At 69.9% G+C, this 16,583-nt stretch carries 15 protein-coding genes; 11 read left to right on the forward strand and 4 right to left on the reverse strand.

The window, feature by feature from the left end:
- Window positions 1-19: 19 nt before the first annotated feature.
- From AB8P05_RS16900 to AB8P05_RS16910, 3 genes are all read right to left on the reverse strand, one after another.
- Entirely contained in the window at window positions 20-1,195 is a 1,176-nt protein-coding gene (locus AB8P05_RS16900; RefSeq protein WP_472759442.1) for a hypothetical protein, read from the reverse strand.
- A 768-nt stretch (window positions 1,196-1,963) separates the two neighbouring features.
- Complete coding sequence (locus AB8P05_RS16905) at window positions 1,964-3,226, reverse strand: hypothetical protein (protein WP_472759443.1); 1,263 nt, start codon at window positions 3,224-3,226, stop codon at window positions 1,964-1,966.
- Between the two features lie 3 nt (window positions 3,227-3,229).
- A complete protein-coding gene (locus AB8P05_RS16910) occupies window positions 3,230-4,051 on the reverse strand; it encodes a hypothetical protein (RefSeq protein WP_472759444.1) in 822 nt (273 codons plus the stop codon).
- A gap of 233 nt (window positions 4,052-4,284) precedes the next feature.
- Here AB8P05_RS16910 and AB8P05_RS16915 point away from each other — a divergent pair, with 233 nt between their 5' ends.
- The 6 genes from AB8P05_RS16915 (at window position 4,285) to AB8P05_RS16940 (ending at window position 9,232) form a co-directional block, all read left to right on the forward strand.
- Window positions 4,285-4,752 (forward strand): hypothetical protein, encoded by a 468-nt coding sequence (locus tag AB8P05_RS16915; RefSeq protein WP_472759445.1) that lies wholly within the window; start codon window positions 4,285-4,287, stop codon window positions 4,750-4,752.
- Window positions 4,752-5,690, forward strand: coding sequence for a hypothetical protein (locus AB8P05_RS16920; RefSeq protein ID WP_472759446.1), 939 nt, complete (start codon window positions 4,752-4,754; stop codon window positions 5,688-5,690). Before AB8P05_RS16915 ends, AB8P05_RS16920 begins: the two co-directional genes overlap by 1 nt.
- A gap of 294 nt (window positions 5,691-5,984) precedes the next feature.
- Window positions 5,985-6,326 carry a hypothetical protein gene (locus AB8P05_RS16925; RefSeq protein WP_472759447.1) on the forward strand — a complete coding sequence of 114 codons (342 nt, stop codon included), beginning with the start codon at window positions 5,985-5,987 and terminating at the stop codon, window positions 6,324-6,326.
- A 227-nt stretch (window positions 6,327-6,553) separates the two neighbouring features.
- Entirely contained in the window at window positions 6,554-6,988 is a 435-nt protein-coding gene (locus AB8P05_RS16930; RefSeq protein ID WP_455173595.1) for a DUF4399 domain-containing protein, read from the forward strand.
- A 52-nt stretch (window positions 6,989-7,040) separates the two neighbouring features.
- The gene (locus tag AB8P05_RS16935; RefSeq protein ID WP_472759448.1) at window positions 7,041-7,616 is read left to right on the forward strand and encodes a DUF4399 domain-containing protein; all 576 of its coding nucleotides are present in this window, start codon (window positions 7,041-7,043) and stop codon (window positions 7,614-7,616) included.
- 56 nt (window positions 7,617-7,672) lie between these two features.
- Window positions 7,673-9,232, forward strand: a complete 1,560-nt coding sequence (locus AB8P05_RS16940; protein WP_472759449.1) for a DUF4384 domain-containing protein — start codon at window positions 7,673-7,675, stop codon at window positions 9,230-9,232.
- Window positions 9,233-9,338: 106 nt separating this feature from the next.
- Here AB8P05_RS16940 and AB8P05_RS16945 read toward each other — a convergent pair whose 3' ends face one another.
- On the reverse strand, window positions 9,339-9,584 hold the full coding sequence (locus AB8P05_RS16945) for a hypothetical protein (protein ID WP_472759450.1): 246 nt from the start codon (window positions 9,582-9,584) through the stop codon (window positions 9,339-9,341).
- A 156-nt stretch (window positions 9,585-9,740) separates the two neighbouring features.
- On the opposite strand from AB8P05_RS16945, the gene AB8P05_RS16950 reads away from it, so the two are divergent.
- From AB8P05_RS16950 to AB8P05_RS16970, 5 genes are all read left to right on the forward strand, one after another.
- Window positions 9,741-10,130 carry an OmpA family protein gene (locus AB8P05_RS16950; protein WP_472759451.1) on the forward strand — a complete coding sequence of 130 codons (390 nt, stop codon included), beginning with the start codon at window positions 9,741-9,743 and terminating at the stop codon, window positions 10,128-10,130.
- 26 nt (window positions 10,131-10,156) lie between these two features.
- Window positions 10,157-10,513, forward strand: coding sequence for a hypothetical protein (locus AB8P05_RS16955; RefSeq protein ID WP_472759452.1), 357 nt, complete (start codon window positions 10,157-10,159; stop codon window positions 10,511-10,513).
- Between the two features lie 29 nt (window positions 10,514-10,542).
- Complete coding sequence (locus AB8P05_RS16960) at window positions 10,543-11,676, forward strand: hypothetical protein (RefSeq protein WP_472759453.1); 1,134 nt, start codon at window positions 10,543-10,545, stop codon at window positions 11,674-11,676.
- 56 nt (window positions 11,677-11,732) lie between these two features.
- Window positions 11,733-13,580: a CHASE2 domain-containing protein gene (locus AB8P05_RS16965; RefSeq protein ID WP_472759454.1), complete on the forward strand. Its 1,848-nt coding sequence runs from the start codon at window positions 11,733-11,735 to the stop codon at window positions 13,578-13,580.
- Window positions 13,581-13,891: 311 nt separating this feature from the next.
- The gene (locus AB8P05_RS16970; RefSeq protein ID WP_472759455.1) at window positions 13,892-16,582 is read left to right on the forward strand and encodes an SUMF1/EgtB/PvdO family nonheme iron enzyme; all 2,691 of its coding nucleotides are present in this window, start codon (window positions 13,892-13,894) and stop codon (window positions 16,580-16,582) included.
- Window position 16,583: the final 1 nt, after the last annotated feature.

The raw sequence follows: 16,583 nt of genomic DNA on the forward strand, positions 1-16,583 counted from the left end.
GCCGCAGCGGTCGTCCGCCTCAGCCCGTCATCTCGCCGGTGCGGATCAGCATCGGCACCGGGCCGGGGCGGACGAGCTGCGGGGCCGGCCGGCCGGCCGGCGGGGGCGCCACGCTGACCGCCTTGATGTCGCGACCGGTGGCGATCGACCAGTGGGTGATGATCGTCCGCAGGTCGCTCACGAGCTGGGGGTGCGGGCTGCTCGCCATATAGTAGGCGGAGGCCTTCGACGGATCGGTGGCGTCCTTGTCCCGCTCGATGAAGGACAGGAGGTTGGACAGCGAGAAGGCCATGCTGAAATAGCTGTCCGACCGCGCATGGGCGGGAACGCCGACCCGCTCGCCGATCTTGCGCAGACGGTCGCCCGGGCTCGCCGCCTCCGCCTTCAACGCCCGCACGACTGGCGTGTCGGCCATCAGGGTCAGGTGGAACCAGCCCATGGTGGCGACAGCGACATATTCCTCCAGCAGAAGGTTGCCGTTGTTCCGCCGGATGCGCAGCATTTCGCGCAGGCGGCGGACATGGTCGGCGATGGCGGCATTGTCGGTCTCGTTGGGGCCGACCGCATTGGCCTGGTTGGCGATCCCGCGCCAGACCTCGCGCAGGAACGCTTCGAAGGCCGGAACGAAGTCGCGGTTGGCGGCCTGCGGCTTGTCGTAGGGATAGGCCCGGTTGCCGTCCATCCCATGGTTCAGGTCGAGACCGAGAAGGCGGTAATAGGCGTTGCGGCGGACCGAGCGCAGGTCGCGGCGCAGCCAGTTGCTGAGCGCCATCACGGTGCCGCTCGGCAGGTCGCGGTAGAACAGGTCGACCGTGGTCCTGATCCACAGCGCCGTGTCGGGATCGGGCGTCTCGAACCGTTCGCCCGCCTCATATTCGCGGATGACCCGGTCGAAGATCTCGAAAGCCCGCGTGTTCTCGACCAGATAGGCGTAAGCGAGATGGTCGAAGGGTTCGTCCTTGTTCGACTTGGTGATTCCGTCAAGCAGTTGCGGAGCGCCGATGGCGGTCGGCCGCAGGTCGGCGGGAGTGCCGTAATCCGGATAGCCGGCGGGGAGGGTGCGGGTGGCGAAGAAGATGTCCAGCGCTTCCAGCAGCGTTCGGGAGTGAAGCCTGAACAGCGCTTCGATCCAATCCGCATCCGGATTGATGACAGGGGTGGCCCCCTTGTTCCAGGCCGCGAACTTGAAGAACATGGCTCACTCCCCGGTTTGATGACGCCTGCGCCGGCGGCCGGGGCGCGCGGCGCCGGCCTTGCCGGTGGACGGCCCGGTCAGGCGGCTGCCGGGCCGGAACGAAAAAATCGTGGCTGCGGTGGAGCGTGCCGTCCTCCGTCACCACACGGATCCGCCCGCCTTCGGTGTGCGCCGGGATGTGCGCGAAGAGGATGCCGTCCCGCCATTGGAAATCGCGGGGCGCCAAGTCGGTTTCGCCGATCTCGACCGCGACCGGGCGGCGGTCGAACCGGCCGATGGACAGCCAGTCCTCCGGCACCTGCGGCGGCCTGTCCAATCCGGTCTCGATCTCGAAGGCGGCGGTGACGGTGCGCGCGGCGAGCCGCAGCGGGGGCACGCAGGCGAAGCTGCGCGACGGCCAGCGAAGCGTGACCGCCGCCGGTTCGTCCGGCGTGTCGAAGTCCTGCGGCACCGTCAGGAAGACGGCGGCGCGGCCTTCCGTGCCGTATTCGACCCGAACCGGGATGCTGCGGCCTTGCAGGAGGGCCAGCACCGGTGCGGTTTCGAAGGTGCCTTCGACGCGCAGTTCCTGGCCGCGGCGCACGGTGCCGTCGTCGTGGAGGTTCTGCAGCCGCAGCGGCCCGTCGCCGGACGGCGCGATGGCGGCCTCCGCATCGGGCAGGCTGCCGCGCAGCAGAAGGACATGGGCGGCGTATCGGCGCTGGAGTTCCAGGGCCGGCGGGGTGAGCGGCGGTCTCGGCCAATAGGTCGGTGGCATTGCTGTCCTCCTTATGCCGCGCGGGAGAAGCTGCCCACCCGCAGGGTCCAGGCTTCGAACTCCTGCGCGGTCTCCCGGGCCCGTCCGGGCTCCAGCGCCATGCGCAGTCCCGATAGCGCGAGAAGGCGGACCGGCTCGGCGCCGGCCCAGTAGGGCGAGGTGTAGAGCGCCTCGCCAAGCTGACCCGCCCATTTCTGCAAGGCCGCGGGATGGACGCGCATGGGGTCGAGCAGGGCCGTCAGCGGCCGGCCGCCCAGCGCACGCATCGGCCGGTCCAGCGCCAGTGCCGCCAACCGCGGCAGCAGCTCCAGCGAGCGTTCCAGGAACAGGCGCGTCGCCGGTTCGGCCCGCTCCGGCCGGTGCAGCTGGCGCCAGGAGGCGGCGAGGTCGTCCCAGGGTCCGGCGCCGAACGCCCGGCGGCACAGTTCGACATTCAGCAGCACCCGGATGAAGGGGACGGGATGCGGGTCGCCGGGCAGATAGCGCAGGACGCTGTCCTGGTCGGCGGCGACCACGTCGTGCAGGGCGGCGACGGCGGCGTAACCGCAATGGGCGAAGGCGAAGATGTCGGGAACCACCTCCGACGCGGTCTCCTCCCAGATCCGGACGACCTCCGGCGGCGCCGCCGGGCCGATCTCCTTGCGCAGCAGCGCGGCAAACTCCTCCGTCCAGCCGAGGAGATGGGCGACCTGATGGCCGGTCTCGTGGATCAGCGAGGTCGGGCGGTAGAGATTGTGCCGGGTGATCTTGATGGCGGCGGCCGGGCTGACCGTGTCCTCGTCCCACAGCCGGATGCCGGCCCGCAGGATGGAGGCGCCCAGCCCCTTGTCGATGTAGGTGAGGGCGGGCGGCACCGGACGGCCGAGCGGGCGCAGGACCGCCTCCATGCTCCGCGACGCGATCAGGTCGAGCGCGCGCAGATGCGACCGCAGCTTCGGATTCGTCCGGGTATTGATTGCATCGCCGTAGAAGTCGAGCGTCGTTTCCACCCTGACATAGCGTTGCCGGAACAGGACCAGCCGCGCCTGCACCGCCAGCAGTTCCTCCTGCGTCCGCACCGCTGCCAGATCGCGCTCCAGCGCCGCGACCTCCTTGCGCAGCCGGTCGATAACCCCCTGGAGCTGCCGCCGCAGGGACAGGTCCAAATAGCGTTCGACCGACGCCCAGGCTTCGGCCGCGGCGAAGTTGCTCGGCTCGTTGATGGTCGTCACGGCGGCCTGCCAATGGGCGATCTGGCGGGCGATCTGCAGCCGCATGGCCTCGCTCGGCGTCATCGTTCATGCCCCGCGGAAGCCCGCGACGATGCCGACGGAGGGCGGCCGCAGCGCCCCGACCGCCGCGCGTACGTCGCCCATCCCCGGCAGCCGCCTGGCGAGGATCACCTGCAGCACCTTCAGGCCGGGATGGTTGAAGGTGAAGACCAGCGTCACGCCGCAGGCCGGCTTGCGCGTTGCTTCGGCGAACTCCTCGAAGCGACGGTTGAGATAGGCGATCAGGGCGGCCTTCAGCAGCGACAGCAGCGCCTTGCCCAGCTCCTCCAGGAAATAGGCCAGCAGTTTCTTGCCGGCTTCGGCCAGGGCCGCCTGCCAGAACTCCTCGCCCTGCAGGTCGCCGGAGAATTCCTGGTAGATCTTCACGTGGTTGCTCGGCCCCTGGGCCATGCTGGTGACGGCGTGCCTCAGGCCGTTCAGGAACTGCACGGCGGCGTCGGCGCCGACCTTCGGTCCGGCCGCCAGGATGCGCTGGGCATCCGCCTCGCCGAGATAGAGATAGACCCGCACTTGGCTGCTGCGCAGGTCGATGGCGACATTGAGCTGGCTCGGCGAGCATTTCGGACCGACCACGCTCCCGCCGCCGCGCGGCAGCTCCAGGACGTAGAAGCGCTGTCCGACGCCGATCCTGTGGCGGCTCTCCAGGAAGTTCCGGCCCAGGTCGCGGCCCAGCCCCGGTTCGTTCAGCAGCAGGCCGGCGGCCTCGGTGGTCAGGGGATGGAACTGCGACCACGCCGCTTCCCCGGCCGACCCCAGTCCGGGCACCTTCTTTTCCAGCAGGGCGATGGCGCTCAGCACCGTTCCCGGGATCGCCTCGTACAGATGCACCCTGGCTTTCGCCGGCAGCTGCACGCCGCGCGCGCGCAGCGAGGCCGCCAGCGTTTCCGTGCCGAAGGAGCGGAGGCGGGCGGCGGTCTGCGGGGTGACGGTGACATCGAAGATGCGGGTGTATTTCTTGTAGCGGGGGACGGTCGCATCGCCCAGACGCCGGCCGGCCCGGCGGTCTCCAGATACATCTCGCGCTCGGCCAGCCGCCGCACGTCCAGCAGGCCCGGCGGCATGTGGGCGATGGCGGAACGGAAGAAGGCTTCGGTCGCGACCGCTTCCAGCAGCTGTTGCTGCTCCGGCGCCTCGTCGAGCTGGTCGAACTGTTCGAAGCCGAATTCCGCCAGCTGGCGGACGGTGTCCTCCAGCGTCGCGGCGACGGCGCGGGCCGCTTCCTCTCCGGAGATTCGGCTTCGGCCTCCAGGGCGATCATCCGCAGACCGGCGTCGGCCAGGGCGCGCGACAGCGGGCGCGCCATCTGGGCTCCGACCAGGGGACGGATGAGGCGCGTCAGGAGGCCGCCGAGGAAATTCACCACCCGCTGCCGCCCGATGACCGTCAGCGCGACCTTCAGGGCCGGCAGCAGGGCCGGGATGAACTCCTGGATCGCCGGGCCGGGGCTCTCGCCCGCCTGCAACTGCGACAGCCGCGTCACCAGCCGTTCGCGCGCCGCGTTCAGCTCCGCCGGACCAGGCTGTTCCTGATGCGGTGCCGGCGAGGTCATCTCTTCGTTCATGAAGGCGGTGGCTTCCGCCTCGTCGCCGGCCAGCATCAACTGCGCCACGGCGATGTCGAAGGCGCGAGCCGGCAGCTCCGGCGACGGGGTGGTCGCTCCCGCCATCTCGGCTTCCATCGCCTCCGCTTCGCGCAGGATGCCGAGGCGCCGGCCGAGGCGCGTCGCCGCCGGCTGGAGCTGGGGCGGAAGCCGCTTGAGCGCGAAGCGGATGACCCGGTCCAGCACCAGCTTCGCGAAGCCGCCGATCTTCTTCAGGATGGCGCCGATCGGCACCAGCTTGCCGACGGCGGAGATGCCCTTCTTCAGCAGCGTCTTGCCGACGTTCAGCACCTTGCCGACCTTGCGCCTGATGGCCTTGAAGAATTCCTCGAACTCCGGTGCGACGCTGCCGGGCTGCGGCGCGAAGCGGTCGAGCATGGAGGATTCGAAGTCCGTCAGCGTTTCGAACTGCTCGCCCTCGACCGCCGATGCGGCCTGTTCGAACAGGGCTTCGGTTTCGCGGCGGAGCGGGTCCAGCCACTCGTTCAAAAAACGTTCGGCCTCGCGTTCGCCGCCGGCCATCAGGTAGGGCTCGGCACGGGCCGCCGCTTCGAGGGAGAGAGTGCCGATGGCGGTATCGAATTCCTGATCGCGGAGTTCCAGCAGGATCTCGCCGAAGGTCGCCGCCTCCAGGTCGGCGGGTGCTTCTCCCTGGTATTCCGTCAGGAAGGGCGTCTCCAGCTCGCCGGCCCAGCCCCCGTACCGATGGGTGCGGTCTCGTCCGAGGACCGTTCCCGATCCTCCCACTCCTGCGTGACGAAGCGTGTGTCGAGGAAAGGCGTCTCCAGCTCAAGTTCATCACGAGAGCGCTCAAGTGAATCCTGGAAGTCGCCCCTCATCGTTCACTCCATTTCACGGATTCTTTAGGACGTGCGAAACCGTTTTCCTCCACGACCGCGTCGGCGGGAGAAGACGATTATGGAGATTTTCATGATTTGAATGAGATATCGATAGTTCTGTGCTTGCAATATTCCTTTGTCAAATCGAGATCAGGGTAGTGTTCGTCCGGACATCGTTCTCTCCCCTTCCGGCCGAGAAGGGCGCTTTCGGCGGCTTGGTTTTTCCGGCCGACGGTGTGGCCTGGACCACAGCCGGCCCCGGGCCGGTCGCGGCAGGATGGCGTCCTCACCGGCTCCGGTCCTTGCGTGATGGAGATGCCCGATGTGCAGATTTGCCGTCCTCTCCCTGTACCTGACACTTGTCGCGGCGGTTGCGGCCGCCGGCCGTCCGGCTTCGGCGTTCGAGGTCCAGTCCGGCGGCATCCCGCTGTCGGCCGCGGCGGTCTCGATGCTGGCGCACCGGGCCGGCAACGCGCCGGCGGCGACCGGTGCCGGCGGCGCCTTTCCGCCCTGGATGGGCGGCGGCCGGACGGGGGTGGAAGTCATGGCCGCCGGGCCGCCGGGATTGCGGGGCGCTGGATTGCCGCCGCAGGGCAGGGCGCCGGGTGCCGGTGCCGCGGACCGCGCGGCGATGAACGAACAGCTGTTCGGGATCAGGCGCTGACCGGCATCGGCCCTCGCATCGTGCACCTCGGGCCCCGGATCCCGGAAATACCGCAAGGATGGGGAAGCAGCCCTGGATTTTCAGCCAATTCGGAAGCAGACGGCACTGAACCGAAGTGCATTCAACGGGATGGGATTACCCAAGAATTCGGGGGGACCCTGCTCGCCGGTCGAAGACTAAGATGCGGAACATCAGACAAAGGGCAATGAAGAAAACAGGGGGAAATCATGCTGCGGACTGCCGTCATCGCAGTCGGCGCCCTGCTGCTTCTGCCGCTGTTTCTGGCTGGGCAGGGAATGGCCGACCGGGCGAAAGCGCCCGCCGACGCGCGTGCCTACATCCTGTGGCCGCCCAACGGGACGGTCATCAACGGCGGTAAATTCTGGGTGCGCATGGGTCTCCAGAACATGGGGGTGGCGCCGGCCGGCATCAGCCATGCCGACACCGGGCACCATCACCTGCTGATCGACACCGACCTGTCGAACCCGGACGAGCCGATCCCCAACGACAGGCAGCACCTGCATTTCGGAGCAGGCCAGACCGAAGCGCGGCTGGAACTGCCGCCCGGCCGCCACACGTTGCAGATGGTGCTGGGCGACGCCGACCATGTGCCGCACGACCCGCCGGTGATGTCGGAGAAGGTGACCATCACCGTCCGCTGACCGGTCCCGGCCGGTCGATGCCGGCCGGTCCATTTCCGTCAGGGAGGACAGCATGAAGACTGGATTGTCCGTGCCTGCGGCCGGCCCCGGCCCGCGCGCCGCCTTGAAGCTGGTGCTGTGGGGGATGCTGTCGGCCGTACCGCTGGCCGTGCCGGCGACCTCCGCGGCCGCGGCCGATGGAGCCGCCGACCGGAAGGCCGAGCAAAAATCCCCGGCCGCGGAGCAGGCGCAGCCGGCTGTGCCGCGGACGCCCGGCCGCAAGGAGGCATGGCTCTACATCGGCTGGCCCAACAATGGCCAGGTGGTGGGCACGCGGTTCAAGGTGTGGTTCGGGCTGCGCAATTTCGGCGTCGCGCCCGCCGGCGTGCGCAAGGACGGCACCGGGCATCATCATCTGCTGATCGACACCGACCTGAAGGCCCTCGACGAGCCGATCCCCAGTGACAGGCAGCACCTGCATTTCGGCAAGGGCCAGACCGAAACCATCCTGGAACTGCCGCCGGGACGGCACACGCTGCAACTGGTGCTGGCCGACGCCGACCATGTGCCGCACGACCCGCCGATCATGTCGAAGAAGATCAACATCACCGTCCGTGCCGACCGCGGCCAGCAACTGTCGGCGCGGTGACGGCCCAGAGCCGGAAATCCGGACCCGGACGCACCAACCCACAGGAGACAGCGCCGATGAGCATGGTCCGGTTCCTTGGTTCGCTCGGGGTTTCCGCCGGCCTGACGCTGGCGCTGGGCGGCTGCTTCACCTCCGGCGAGATGGCCCGCGTGGTGCAGCAGCCGAAGACCCCCGCCGTCCGCACCATCAGCAGCTTCAGCGAGGCGCTGCGCTGCATGGACACGCTGCTGTGGACCCACGGCAAGCGCGACATCTACATCACCGCCAACGGCCTGCCCGACGCCACCGGCCGGGTGGCGGGCGGCACGAAGGAGATGCTGATCACCGCCGTCTCCCGCATGTCGGAGACCTCCAGCGCCTTTCGCTTCGTGGATTTCGAGCCGGCGCTGGACGATGTCAACGCGCTCTATTGGATGATCGGCGTGCAGCCGAACTTCCGCGCGCCGTCCTACTACATCCGCGGCGCCATCACCCAGCTGGACGACAATGTGGTCAGCGAGGCGGCGGGGGCGGGGCTGTCGCTGCCGAAGCTGGACCTCGGCGTGTCGGCCGATCAGGTGATGTCGATGGTCTCGGTCGACCTCAATGTCGGGGAACTGGTGACCCGCCAGATCATTCCCGGCATGTCGGCGTCCAACACGCTGGCGGTGGTGTCCTCGGGGCGCGGAGCGGATGCCGGCGGGGTGATCGGCAAGGCCGGACTGTCCTTCAACATCTCGCTGAACCGGTCGGAGGGGCTGCACCAGGGCGTGCGCACTCTGGTCGAACTCAGCACCATCGAGGTGCTGGGCAAGCTGACCCGCGTGCCCTACTGGCAATGCCTGGGCATCGACCAGACCAACCCGGCCTTCATGGCGGAGGCGCGCGGCTGGTTCGACGGCATGGCGCCGGCGGAGCGCGTCACCTTCGCCCAGCGGGCGCTGTCGGCGCAGGGCTATTACGACGGACCGGTCAACGGGCAGCTCGACCAGCGCACCGCCGAAGCCGTCGGCCGCTTCCAGGCGGACAGCGACCTGATCGCCACAGGGCGCATCGATTTCGACCTCTACCAGCGCCTGCTCGCCAAGCCGCCCGGCCAGGGTGGAGCGCCGCCGGCCCGGCTGCAGAGCGTCAGCAACGCCGGGGGCGAGGGGCTGCCGCGTCCCCAGCCTTCGCCGGCCAAACTCGACCTGCTGCTGTCGTCGGACCGCGGACCGGCGCCGCGCTACCGCGCCGGGGAAGCGCTGGTGGTGCGGATGCAGCCGACAGCGGACGGTTTCGTCTACTGCTATTACCGCGACGCCGCCGGCACGGTTTCCCGCATCTTCCCCAACCGTTTCCAGCCGGACGCTTTCGTCGAGGCCGGCCGGCAGGTGGAAATCCCGCCCGGCGTGCAGAAGCCCTTCAATCTGCGGATGGACCGTGCGGGCGCGGAAGAGACGGTGGCCTGCATCCTGTCGCATGATGAGATCGGCGTGCGGATCCCGGAGGCGCTGAAAAGCGAGGATCTGCAGCCCATCCCCGGCACCGCGCTGGATGACGTGATCAATGCCTTTGCGACGGCGAAGGGGAGCGATGCCCGCGCCAAACGGCTGTCGGTGAAGGTGCTGCCGGGCACGCTGGCGCAGGACGGGTAGGCCCCCTCCGGAAAACCGCCGCCGACTGTTGGCCGGCTCACAGCGCGGGGGAGGGGGTGGCGATAGAACCAGGGGCAACGCCGTCCCTTCTCCTGTCCATGGAGCCTCAGATGACGAAGTCCATCCTGTCCCCCTTCCTGGCCCATGCCCTGGCCGCCACCCTGCCGATGCTGGCCGCCGTTTGCGCCGGACCGGCATCCGCCCAGACCGTGGAAGGGTCCGGCCCGTCGAAGGTGATGATGTTCGACCGGCCGCCCAGCGTGGAGGAACTGCGCGAGGTGGTGGCGCCGGAACCGAAAATCCGCACCCGTAGCATCGAGATCATCGGCGGAGCGGCCGGTGCCGCCGCCAAGCGCCCGCGCCCCATCGACGAGATCAATTACGGTGCGGCCCCCTCCCGCCCGCAGCGCAGCCGGCCCCTCAGTATGATGCCCAACCCACCGCCCAACCTGCCGCCCAGCCGGCGCCGACCCGTCCCGCCCACAAGCAGCGCCGGCAGGAGGCGCGGATGGAGGCACCGGCAGTCGAGCCGCCCGCCTCCGCCGCCGAGCAGGCGGGAGAGGCGCCGCAAGCCTTCGGCTTCCGCATCAATTTCGCCCTCAATTCAGCCGAGATTCCGGCGGACTCCGCCTCCTACATCGACGCCGTTGGTGCGCTGATGAAGGAGAATCCGAACCTGGGACTGACGGTGGAGGGGCATACGGACGCCAGCGGCAGCCTTCCCTACAACATGCTGCTGTCGCAGCGCCGCGCGGTGTCGGTCGGCGAGTATCTCGTCCGCGTCCACCAGATCGATCCCAAGCGCATCACCGTGGACGGCAAGGGACCGACTGCGCCGCTCGCCGCCAATGCCTATGACGGCCGCAACCGGCGCGTCGAATTCAAGCCGACGCATTGAACGGCGTCCGGAACGGAGGGGATGTCATGAAGCACGCCTTGCTCCTCGCCGCCTGCCTCGGCCTGGCGGCAACCGGCACTGCCGACGCCACGCTGGTCCGCAAGAAAAGTCCGGAGAGTTCCGGCGCCACCAGCGGCGGTGCCCCGGGCGGGCTGGACGTCGCCCCGTCCGGCACGCGGGTCCGCGTCCAGTGCTGGCAGGACGGCCACAAGATCATCGACGAGGCGGACCTTGCCGTCGTCTCGCTCAGCATCGCCAGCCAGATCAATGGGCTGCGCTTCCGCCGCAGCGGCGGGACGGATGGCACGGTGTCGGTGATGACGCAGTCCCGCACCGCCTGCCTGCTTGCCCCCGACGACGCGAAAGGCCGCCGCCGCGACTGATCCCTCCCCGAAGCCATGAGGTGACCATCATGTCCAAGAGATCCCTCTTCCATCTGCTGGGTGCCGCGGCCGTCGCGGCCCTGGGCTGCGGCCTCGCCCCCGGGGTGCAGGCGGAGGCCGTGATCGTGGCCTCCAGCGCGCCCGGCTATGTCCAGGGTCAGCTTGTCGCCGACGGTCAGGCCGTCCGGCTTCCCGAAGGAGCCAACGCGACGCTGCTGTTCGCCACCGGCCGGCTGTTGCGGCTGCGCGGCCCCTATGACGGGGTTCCCGGCGAGATGGCCGACGGCGCCGTTTCGGCCCGCGCCGGGCCGGTCGACGACCGCTTCATGCAGAGCGACCTGGGTGCGGCCCGTGCCCTGGGAAACCCGCTGGAGGCGGCGCTGGAGCGGGCGCTGACGATCGACCCCTCCGTTCCCGGCGTCCGCTGCGCCAGGGCGGGAAGCCCGCCCACGCTGCGCCGCCCGGCGGAACCCGGACTGGACGGCCTGCTGCTGCAGGATGTGGCCGGCGGAAATCGCGCGGCGGTCAGTTGGTCCGGCACCGGCCCGGCACCCTGGCCGCAGGGCATTCCGCTGAGGGACGGGGCGGACATTGCGGCCCTGCGGCCGGATGGAACGATGATCGGCACCTTGCATGTCCGCCTGATCGAGGCGACGGCCGGGGCGGCGCTGGCGGTGGGCATGGCCTCGGCCGGCTGCGCCGGGCAGGTCGGCGCCGTGACGGCGGCGTTGCGCGATGCGACGGTGCCGCTCGGCCTCTTCCTGGCCACCGATCCGGCTGCCGGGGCCGCCTTTCGGCCGGGCGATGACATCCGGCTGCTGGTCCAGACCGACCGCGACGCCCACCTTTATTGCTATCTGCGCAATGCGCGCGCCCAGCTGATTCCCATCTTTCCGGCCGGCGCCACGATGAGCGCCCGCGTGGTGGGCAATGCGCCGGTCAGCCTGTCCGGCGACCGCATGCCCCTGCGGGCCGGCGACGGTCCCGCCGATCTGGAGGTGCGCTGCATCGCCGCCAACCGTAATCTCGACGGCGAGATGCCCGGCCGCACCGACGCTTTCCGCCCGTTGGCGGAGGAGGCCGCCATCCAGCTCGACCGCACGGTGTCCCGCCTGCGCGAGACCGAGGTGGCATCCGCGCAGCTCGTCCTGAAGGTTCGCTGAGGAGCCGCATGGACGGCCCGCCCACGAACCCAAGGCAGAGATTGCCGGCTCCTCCGGTGAAGAAGCCGGCATCGCCGGAGCGCGGCCGGCGCCGCTGGCCGGGGATGCGGCCGGCCTTGGCCGTCGTGCTGGGCAGTGCCCTGCTGGCACTTGCCGCCGCAAGGCTTGTGCCGCCGCTGCGCACCGCCGACGAGAGCCTGGGCGACCGGTTGATCGCCGCGTCGGCCCCGGCCCGGCCGCAGCATCCGGCCATCGCGTTGGTGCTGTTCGGGGAGGACAGTTTCGCCGGGCTGGCCTGCCGGTCGCCGGTGGATCGCGGCATGCTGGCTGACATCATCGGTGTGCTGGAGGCGGCGCGGGTGCGCGCAATCGGCATCGACGTGCTGTTCGACCAGCCGACCCTGCCGGCTCTGGACGAGAGGCTGCGCCGCGCCATGCTCGGCGCCTCCGTTCCTGTGGTCGCGATCACGGCGCTGGACCAGACGCCGCTGACCGAGCGGCAGCGGCGCTTCCTGAACGAGTTCACCGAAGGGCTGCCACGCGGACACGCCAATCTGGCGAAGGACCGGCTGGATGCCGCCGTGCGCTGGCATGTCCCCTTCGGCGGCGACGGCATGCCCAGCCTGCCGGTGCAGCTCGCCCGCGTCGGCGGCGTGTCCGGCGTGCCGGCGGAGCCCTTCCGCATCGACTGGCATGGCCGGCCGGACGGCGCCACCCCCTTCCCGGTCTATCCGGCGGAGGCGGTCGCCCTGCTGCCCAAGGACTGGCTGGTCGGGAGGATGGTGCTGGTGGGCACGGCGCTGGCCGGGATCGATCAGCACCGCACGCCGTTGTCGCCCGCCGGCTCATCGACGGCGGGCGTCGAGATCGAGGCGCATGTGCTGGCCCAACTGCTCGATGGACGAAGCAGCCCGCGCCTGCCCGTCGCGGGGGAGGCGGCGCTCGCGCTGCTGATGGCGGCGGCCGGGATGGCCGTGGCGCTGGCCGGGCTGCCGTTGTGGGTGCTGGCGTCGGTGGGCCTGCTTGTGCCGGCGGCGGCCTGGGCCGGCGCCGCGGCGCTGTTCGCAGCGGGCGGGCCGCTGATGCCGCTGGTGGCACCGGCGCTGGCCTGGGTCGCTGGCATCGCCGCCATGACCGTGCAGACAGCCCTGACCGAGCGGGCCGACCGCCGCGTCATGATGCAGCTGTTCGCCAATCATGTTTCCCAGCCGGTGGCGGAGGAGATCTGGCGGGAGCGCGCGACCTTCATGGCCGGCAACCGCCCGCGCCCGCAGCAGCTGACGGCGACCGTGCTGTTTTCCGACATCGAAGGCTTCACCACCATCTGCGAGGCGCTGGAGCCAGAACCGCTGATCCGCTGGCTGGAGGGCTATCTCGACGCCATGGTGCGCATCGTCACCGCCAATGACGGGGTGGTGCTGCGCTTCGTCGGCGATGCGATCCTGGCGGTCTTCGGCGCGCCGGTCGCCCGCACCACGCAGGCGCAGATCGACGCCGACGCCCTCCGCGCCGTCGGCTGCGCCCTGCAGATGGGGCGGGAACTGGCAGCGCTGAACCGCCGGTGGCAGGCGGAGGGGCTGCCTCCGGTCGGCATCCGCGTCGGCCTGCACACCGGCCCCCTGGTGGCCGGCAGCCTGGGCGGTCTGCGCCACAGCGAATATTCGCTGCTGGGGGACACCGCCAACACCGCCGCCCGGCTGGAGGCTTACGGCAAGCTGGTCGACGCCCGGTCGTCCCGCCATTGCCGCATCATCGTCGGTGATCCCACTTGGCAGGCGGTGCGGCAGGATATGCAGGGCCGTTGCACCGTGCTGCCGGTGGGGGAGGTGACGCTGAAGGGCAAGATCAGGACGGTGCGAGTCTGGCTTCTGATCGATAACGGCAGTGCTGACGGTTGTGTTTGAGGGCAATCAGAAATCATCGGCGATGTGCGAAGTAATCCATTCGGCTTTTTGACCCCTCTTTTGCCAGGGTTAGGCAGAAGGGGCGTCTTGGCATTGAGTCCTGTTGCCGGTATGCTTCTTCCATCCATGGCGGGTTGCCGGCAATTTCCGGAAACATTTAGAACAGCCCATTGCTATGCGCCGCAAGCCTCGCCGGCAGACCGTCGACGGACGTCACAGACGGACGTGATCGAGGGAGTGCGGCGCCTCTTTGCTCAGGTAGGGAGGCGGGGATGGTGGGACCGGTCGGACCCTGCCGGATGGTTGTCGCGGTGCTTCTGCTCCTGCTGCTGGTCGCGGGGCCGGCCGGCTTTGCGCGCGCGGCCGGCGCTGCAGGTTCCGGGACAACCTCCCAGCCGTCCGGCAGCGCCGCGCCGGAAAGCCGTCTCGCCCTGGTCATCGGCGTCAGCAACTACCGCAATGCGCCGGAGCTGCTGAACCCGCGCAACGACGCACGCGCCATCGGCGAGGCGCTGCGGGCCCTGAACTTCACGGTGGATGAGCAGTACGACCTGGACGCCCGCGGCTTCGCCACGGCCTTGCGCCAGTTCGGCCTGAAGGCCTCGCAGGCCGATGTGGCGGTGATCTTCTATGCCGGGCATGGCATCCAGGTCAGCGGGATCAACTATCTGCTGCCCGCCGATGCCCAACTGGAGCGGGAACGCGATCTGGTCTACGAGGCGATTCCGCTGAACCTGCCGATGGGGGAGCTGGCCGGCGCGCGCAAGCTCGGCATCCTCATCCTCGACGCCTGCCGCAACAATCCCTTCGTCGACCGCCTGACCCGAAGCGGGTCGAACCGCAATCAGGCGCATCCCGGCTTCGGCAGCGTGGACGACACGCCCAGCGACACGCTGGTGGCGATGGCGACCCGCGCCGACCAGCTGGCGGAGGACGGCACCGGAGACCACAGCCCCTTCAGCGCGGCGCTGCTGCAGCATCTCCAGACGCCCGGCCTGGAACTGAGCCTGTTCTTCCGAAATGTGCGCGATACGGTGAAGCAGGCAACCAACGGGCGGCAGGAGCCGTTCGTCTACGGCTCGCTCGGGGCGACGCCCTTCTATTTCAACCCGCGCCCGCCCAACCGGCCTCCACTGCTGGCTGAGCTGCGGGCGCTGACCCTGCTCGACCGCGCCAGCCCCGAGCCGCTGTCGCCCGGCAGGCCGACCGACCCCGACGACGACCAGCTGTACGCCCGTGTCACCGGCCTGCCGCGGGGCGGCACCGTCCGCGTCGGGGAGCGCAGCGTGCTGATCGGCGATTACCTGACGGTGGAGCAGTTGGCCGCCACCAGCTTCAAGCCCGACGGCAGCTTCCGCGGGGACGCCGGCGCCTTCGAATTCCTCGTGGCCGACGGACGCGGCGGCACGGTCACCGGCACAATTCCCGTCACCATCCGGCCGAGCAACCAGCCGCCGGCCGTGGTGGCGGACCGCAAGCTGCGTGCCGCCGGCAACCCGATGGGGATCGACGCCCCGGCCGACCCGGACGGGGACGCGCTGACCGTCACCGTCACCGCCGTGCCGGAGCGCGGCAGCGTCCGCAACGGCGCCGCCGTGGTGAAGCCGGGCGACCGGCTGAGCGTGGAGGCGCTGACCGCCTTGACCTTCGACCCGGAAGCCGCGGCACCCGGACCGGCGGGAAGCTTGCGCTACAACGTCGATGATGGGCGCGGAGGCATCGCCACGGCCAGCGTCGGCGTGGAGATCGCGCCACCGGGAACCATGCCGGTGGCGGAGTTGGAGGACAGCGTCTGGAAACGCGTTCAGGCCAGCAAGGAGCCCGGCGACTATCAGGCCTTCCTGCAGCTGTTCGGCGGCAGCGGCTACGCCCCGATCGCCCGCCGCCAGATGGAGACGCTGAAGCTCGCCGGCAAGCCGGCGGAGCCGGCGTCCCAACCAAAGGCAGAGCAGCCGAAAGCGGAGTCCAAAGCGGAGGTTGCGCTGGGTCCCGGTCTGGAGCCTGCGGCTCCCGGGCGCTACACCGTGACCGCCGACGGGGTCCTGCGGGCGGCGCCGTCCAATGGCGGCGCGCGGATCGGCCGGGTGGCGCGCGGGGCGAGCATCCAGGTGCTCGGCCGCGTGCCGGAGGGCGGCTGGTACCGCATCGCGCTGGAGGACGGCACGCAGGGCTTCGTCGCCGCCGCCCTGCTGAAGCACGAACCGCCGCCCGCACCTCAATCGGCCGAACCCCAGGTGGCGGCGGCTCCGCCAGGGCCGGCCAATGGGGCGGCGCGCAATCATGGCGCCGGCAACAGCTTTCAGGACTGCCCGACCTGCCCGGTGCTGGTGCGGGTGCCGGCCGGCAGCTTCATGATGGGAAACGACAAGGGCGACGCCTCGGAGCGGCCGGTCCACCGCGTCGCCATCGCCAAGCCCTTCGCGCTGGGCATGTATGAAGTGACGGTCGGCGAATGGCGCGCCTGCATGCAGGAGGGCGGCTGCACCGACATGCCGCGCATGGTCAACGTCACCGACACGTCGCCCGTCCACAATCTGCATTGGCAGGATGCCCAAGCCTATGTGGCGTGGCTCGGCCGCAAGACCGGACAGCGCTACCGCCTGCCGAGCGAAGCGGAGTGGGAGTTCGCCGCCCGTGCCGGCACCGCCACGCCCTATTGGTGGGGGGCGGAGGCGGGGATCCAGGCCGACTGCGACGATTGCGGCGGCACCCACGAACATCTGACTCCCGCCGCGGTCGGCAGCTACAAGCCGAACCCCTTCGGCCTGCACGACATGAACGGCGGCGTGGCGGAGTGGGTGGCCGACTGCTGGAACCGCAACTACCAGGGCGCACCTGCCGACGGCAGCGCCTGGACCCAGGGCAACTGCCGCAAGCGGGTGCTGCGCGGCGGATCCTGGCGCGACCGGCTGGAGGTCATCAACGGCACCGTGCGCAACAGCTACGACGTCGATGTGCGCTATCTCACCAACGGCTTCCGCGTCGCGCGGGACGTGAACTGAG

Source organism: Azospirillum sp. VT-I1 (assembly GCF_055698305.1).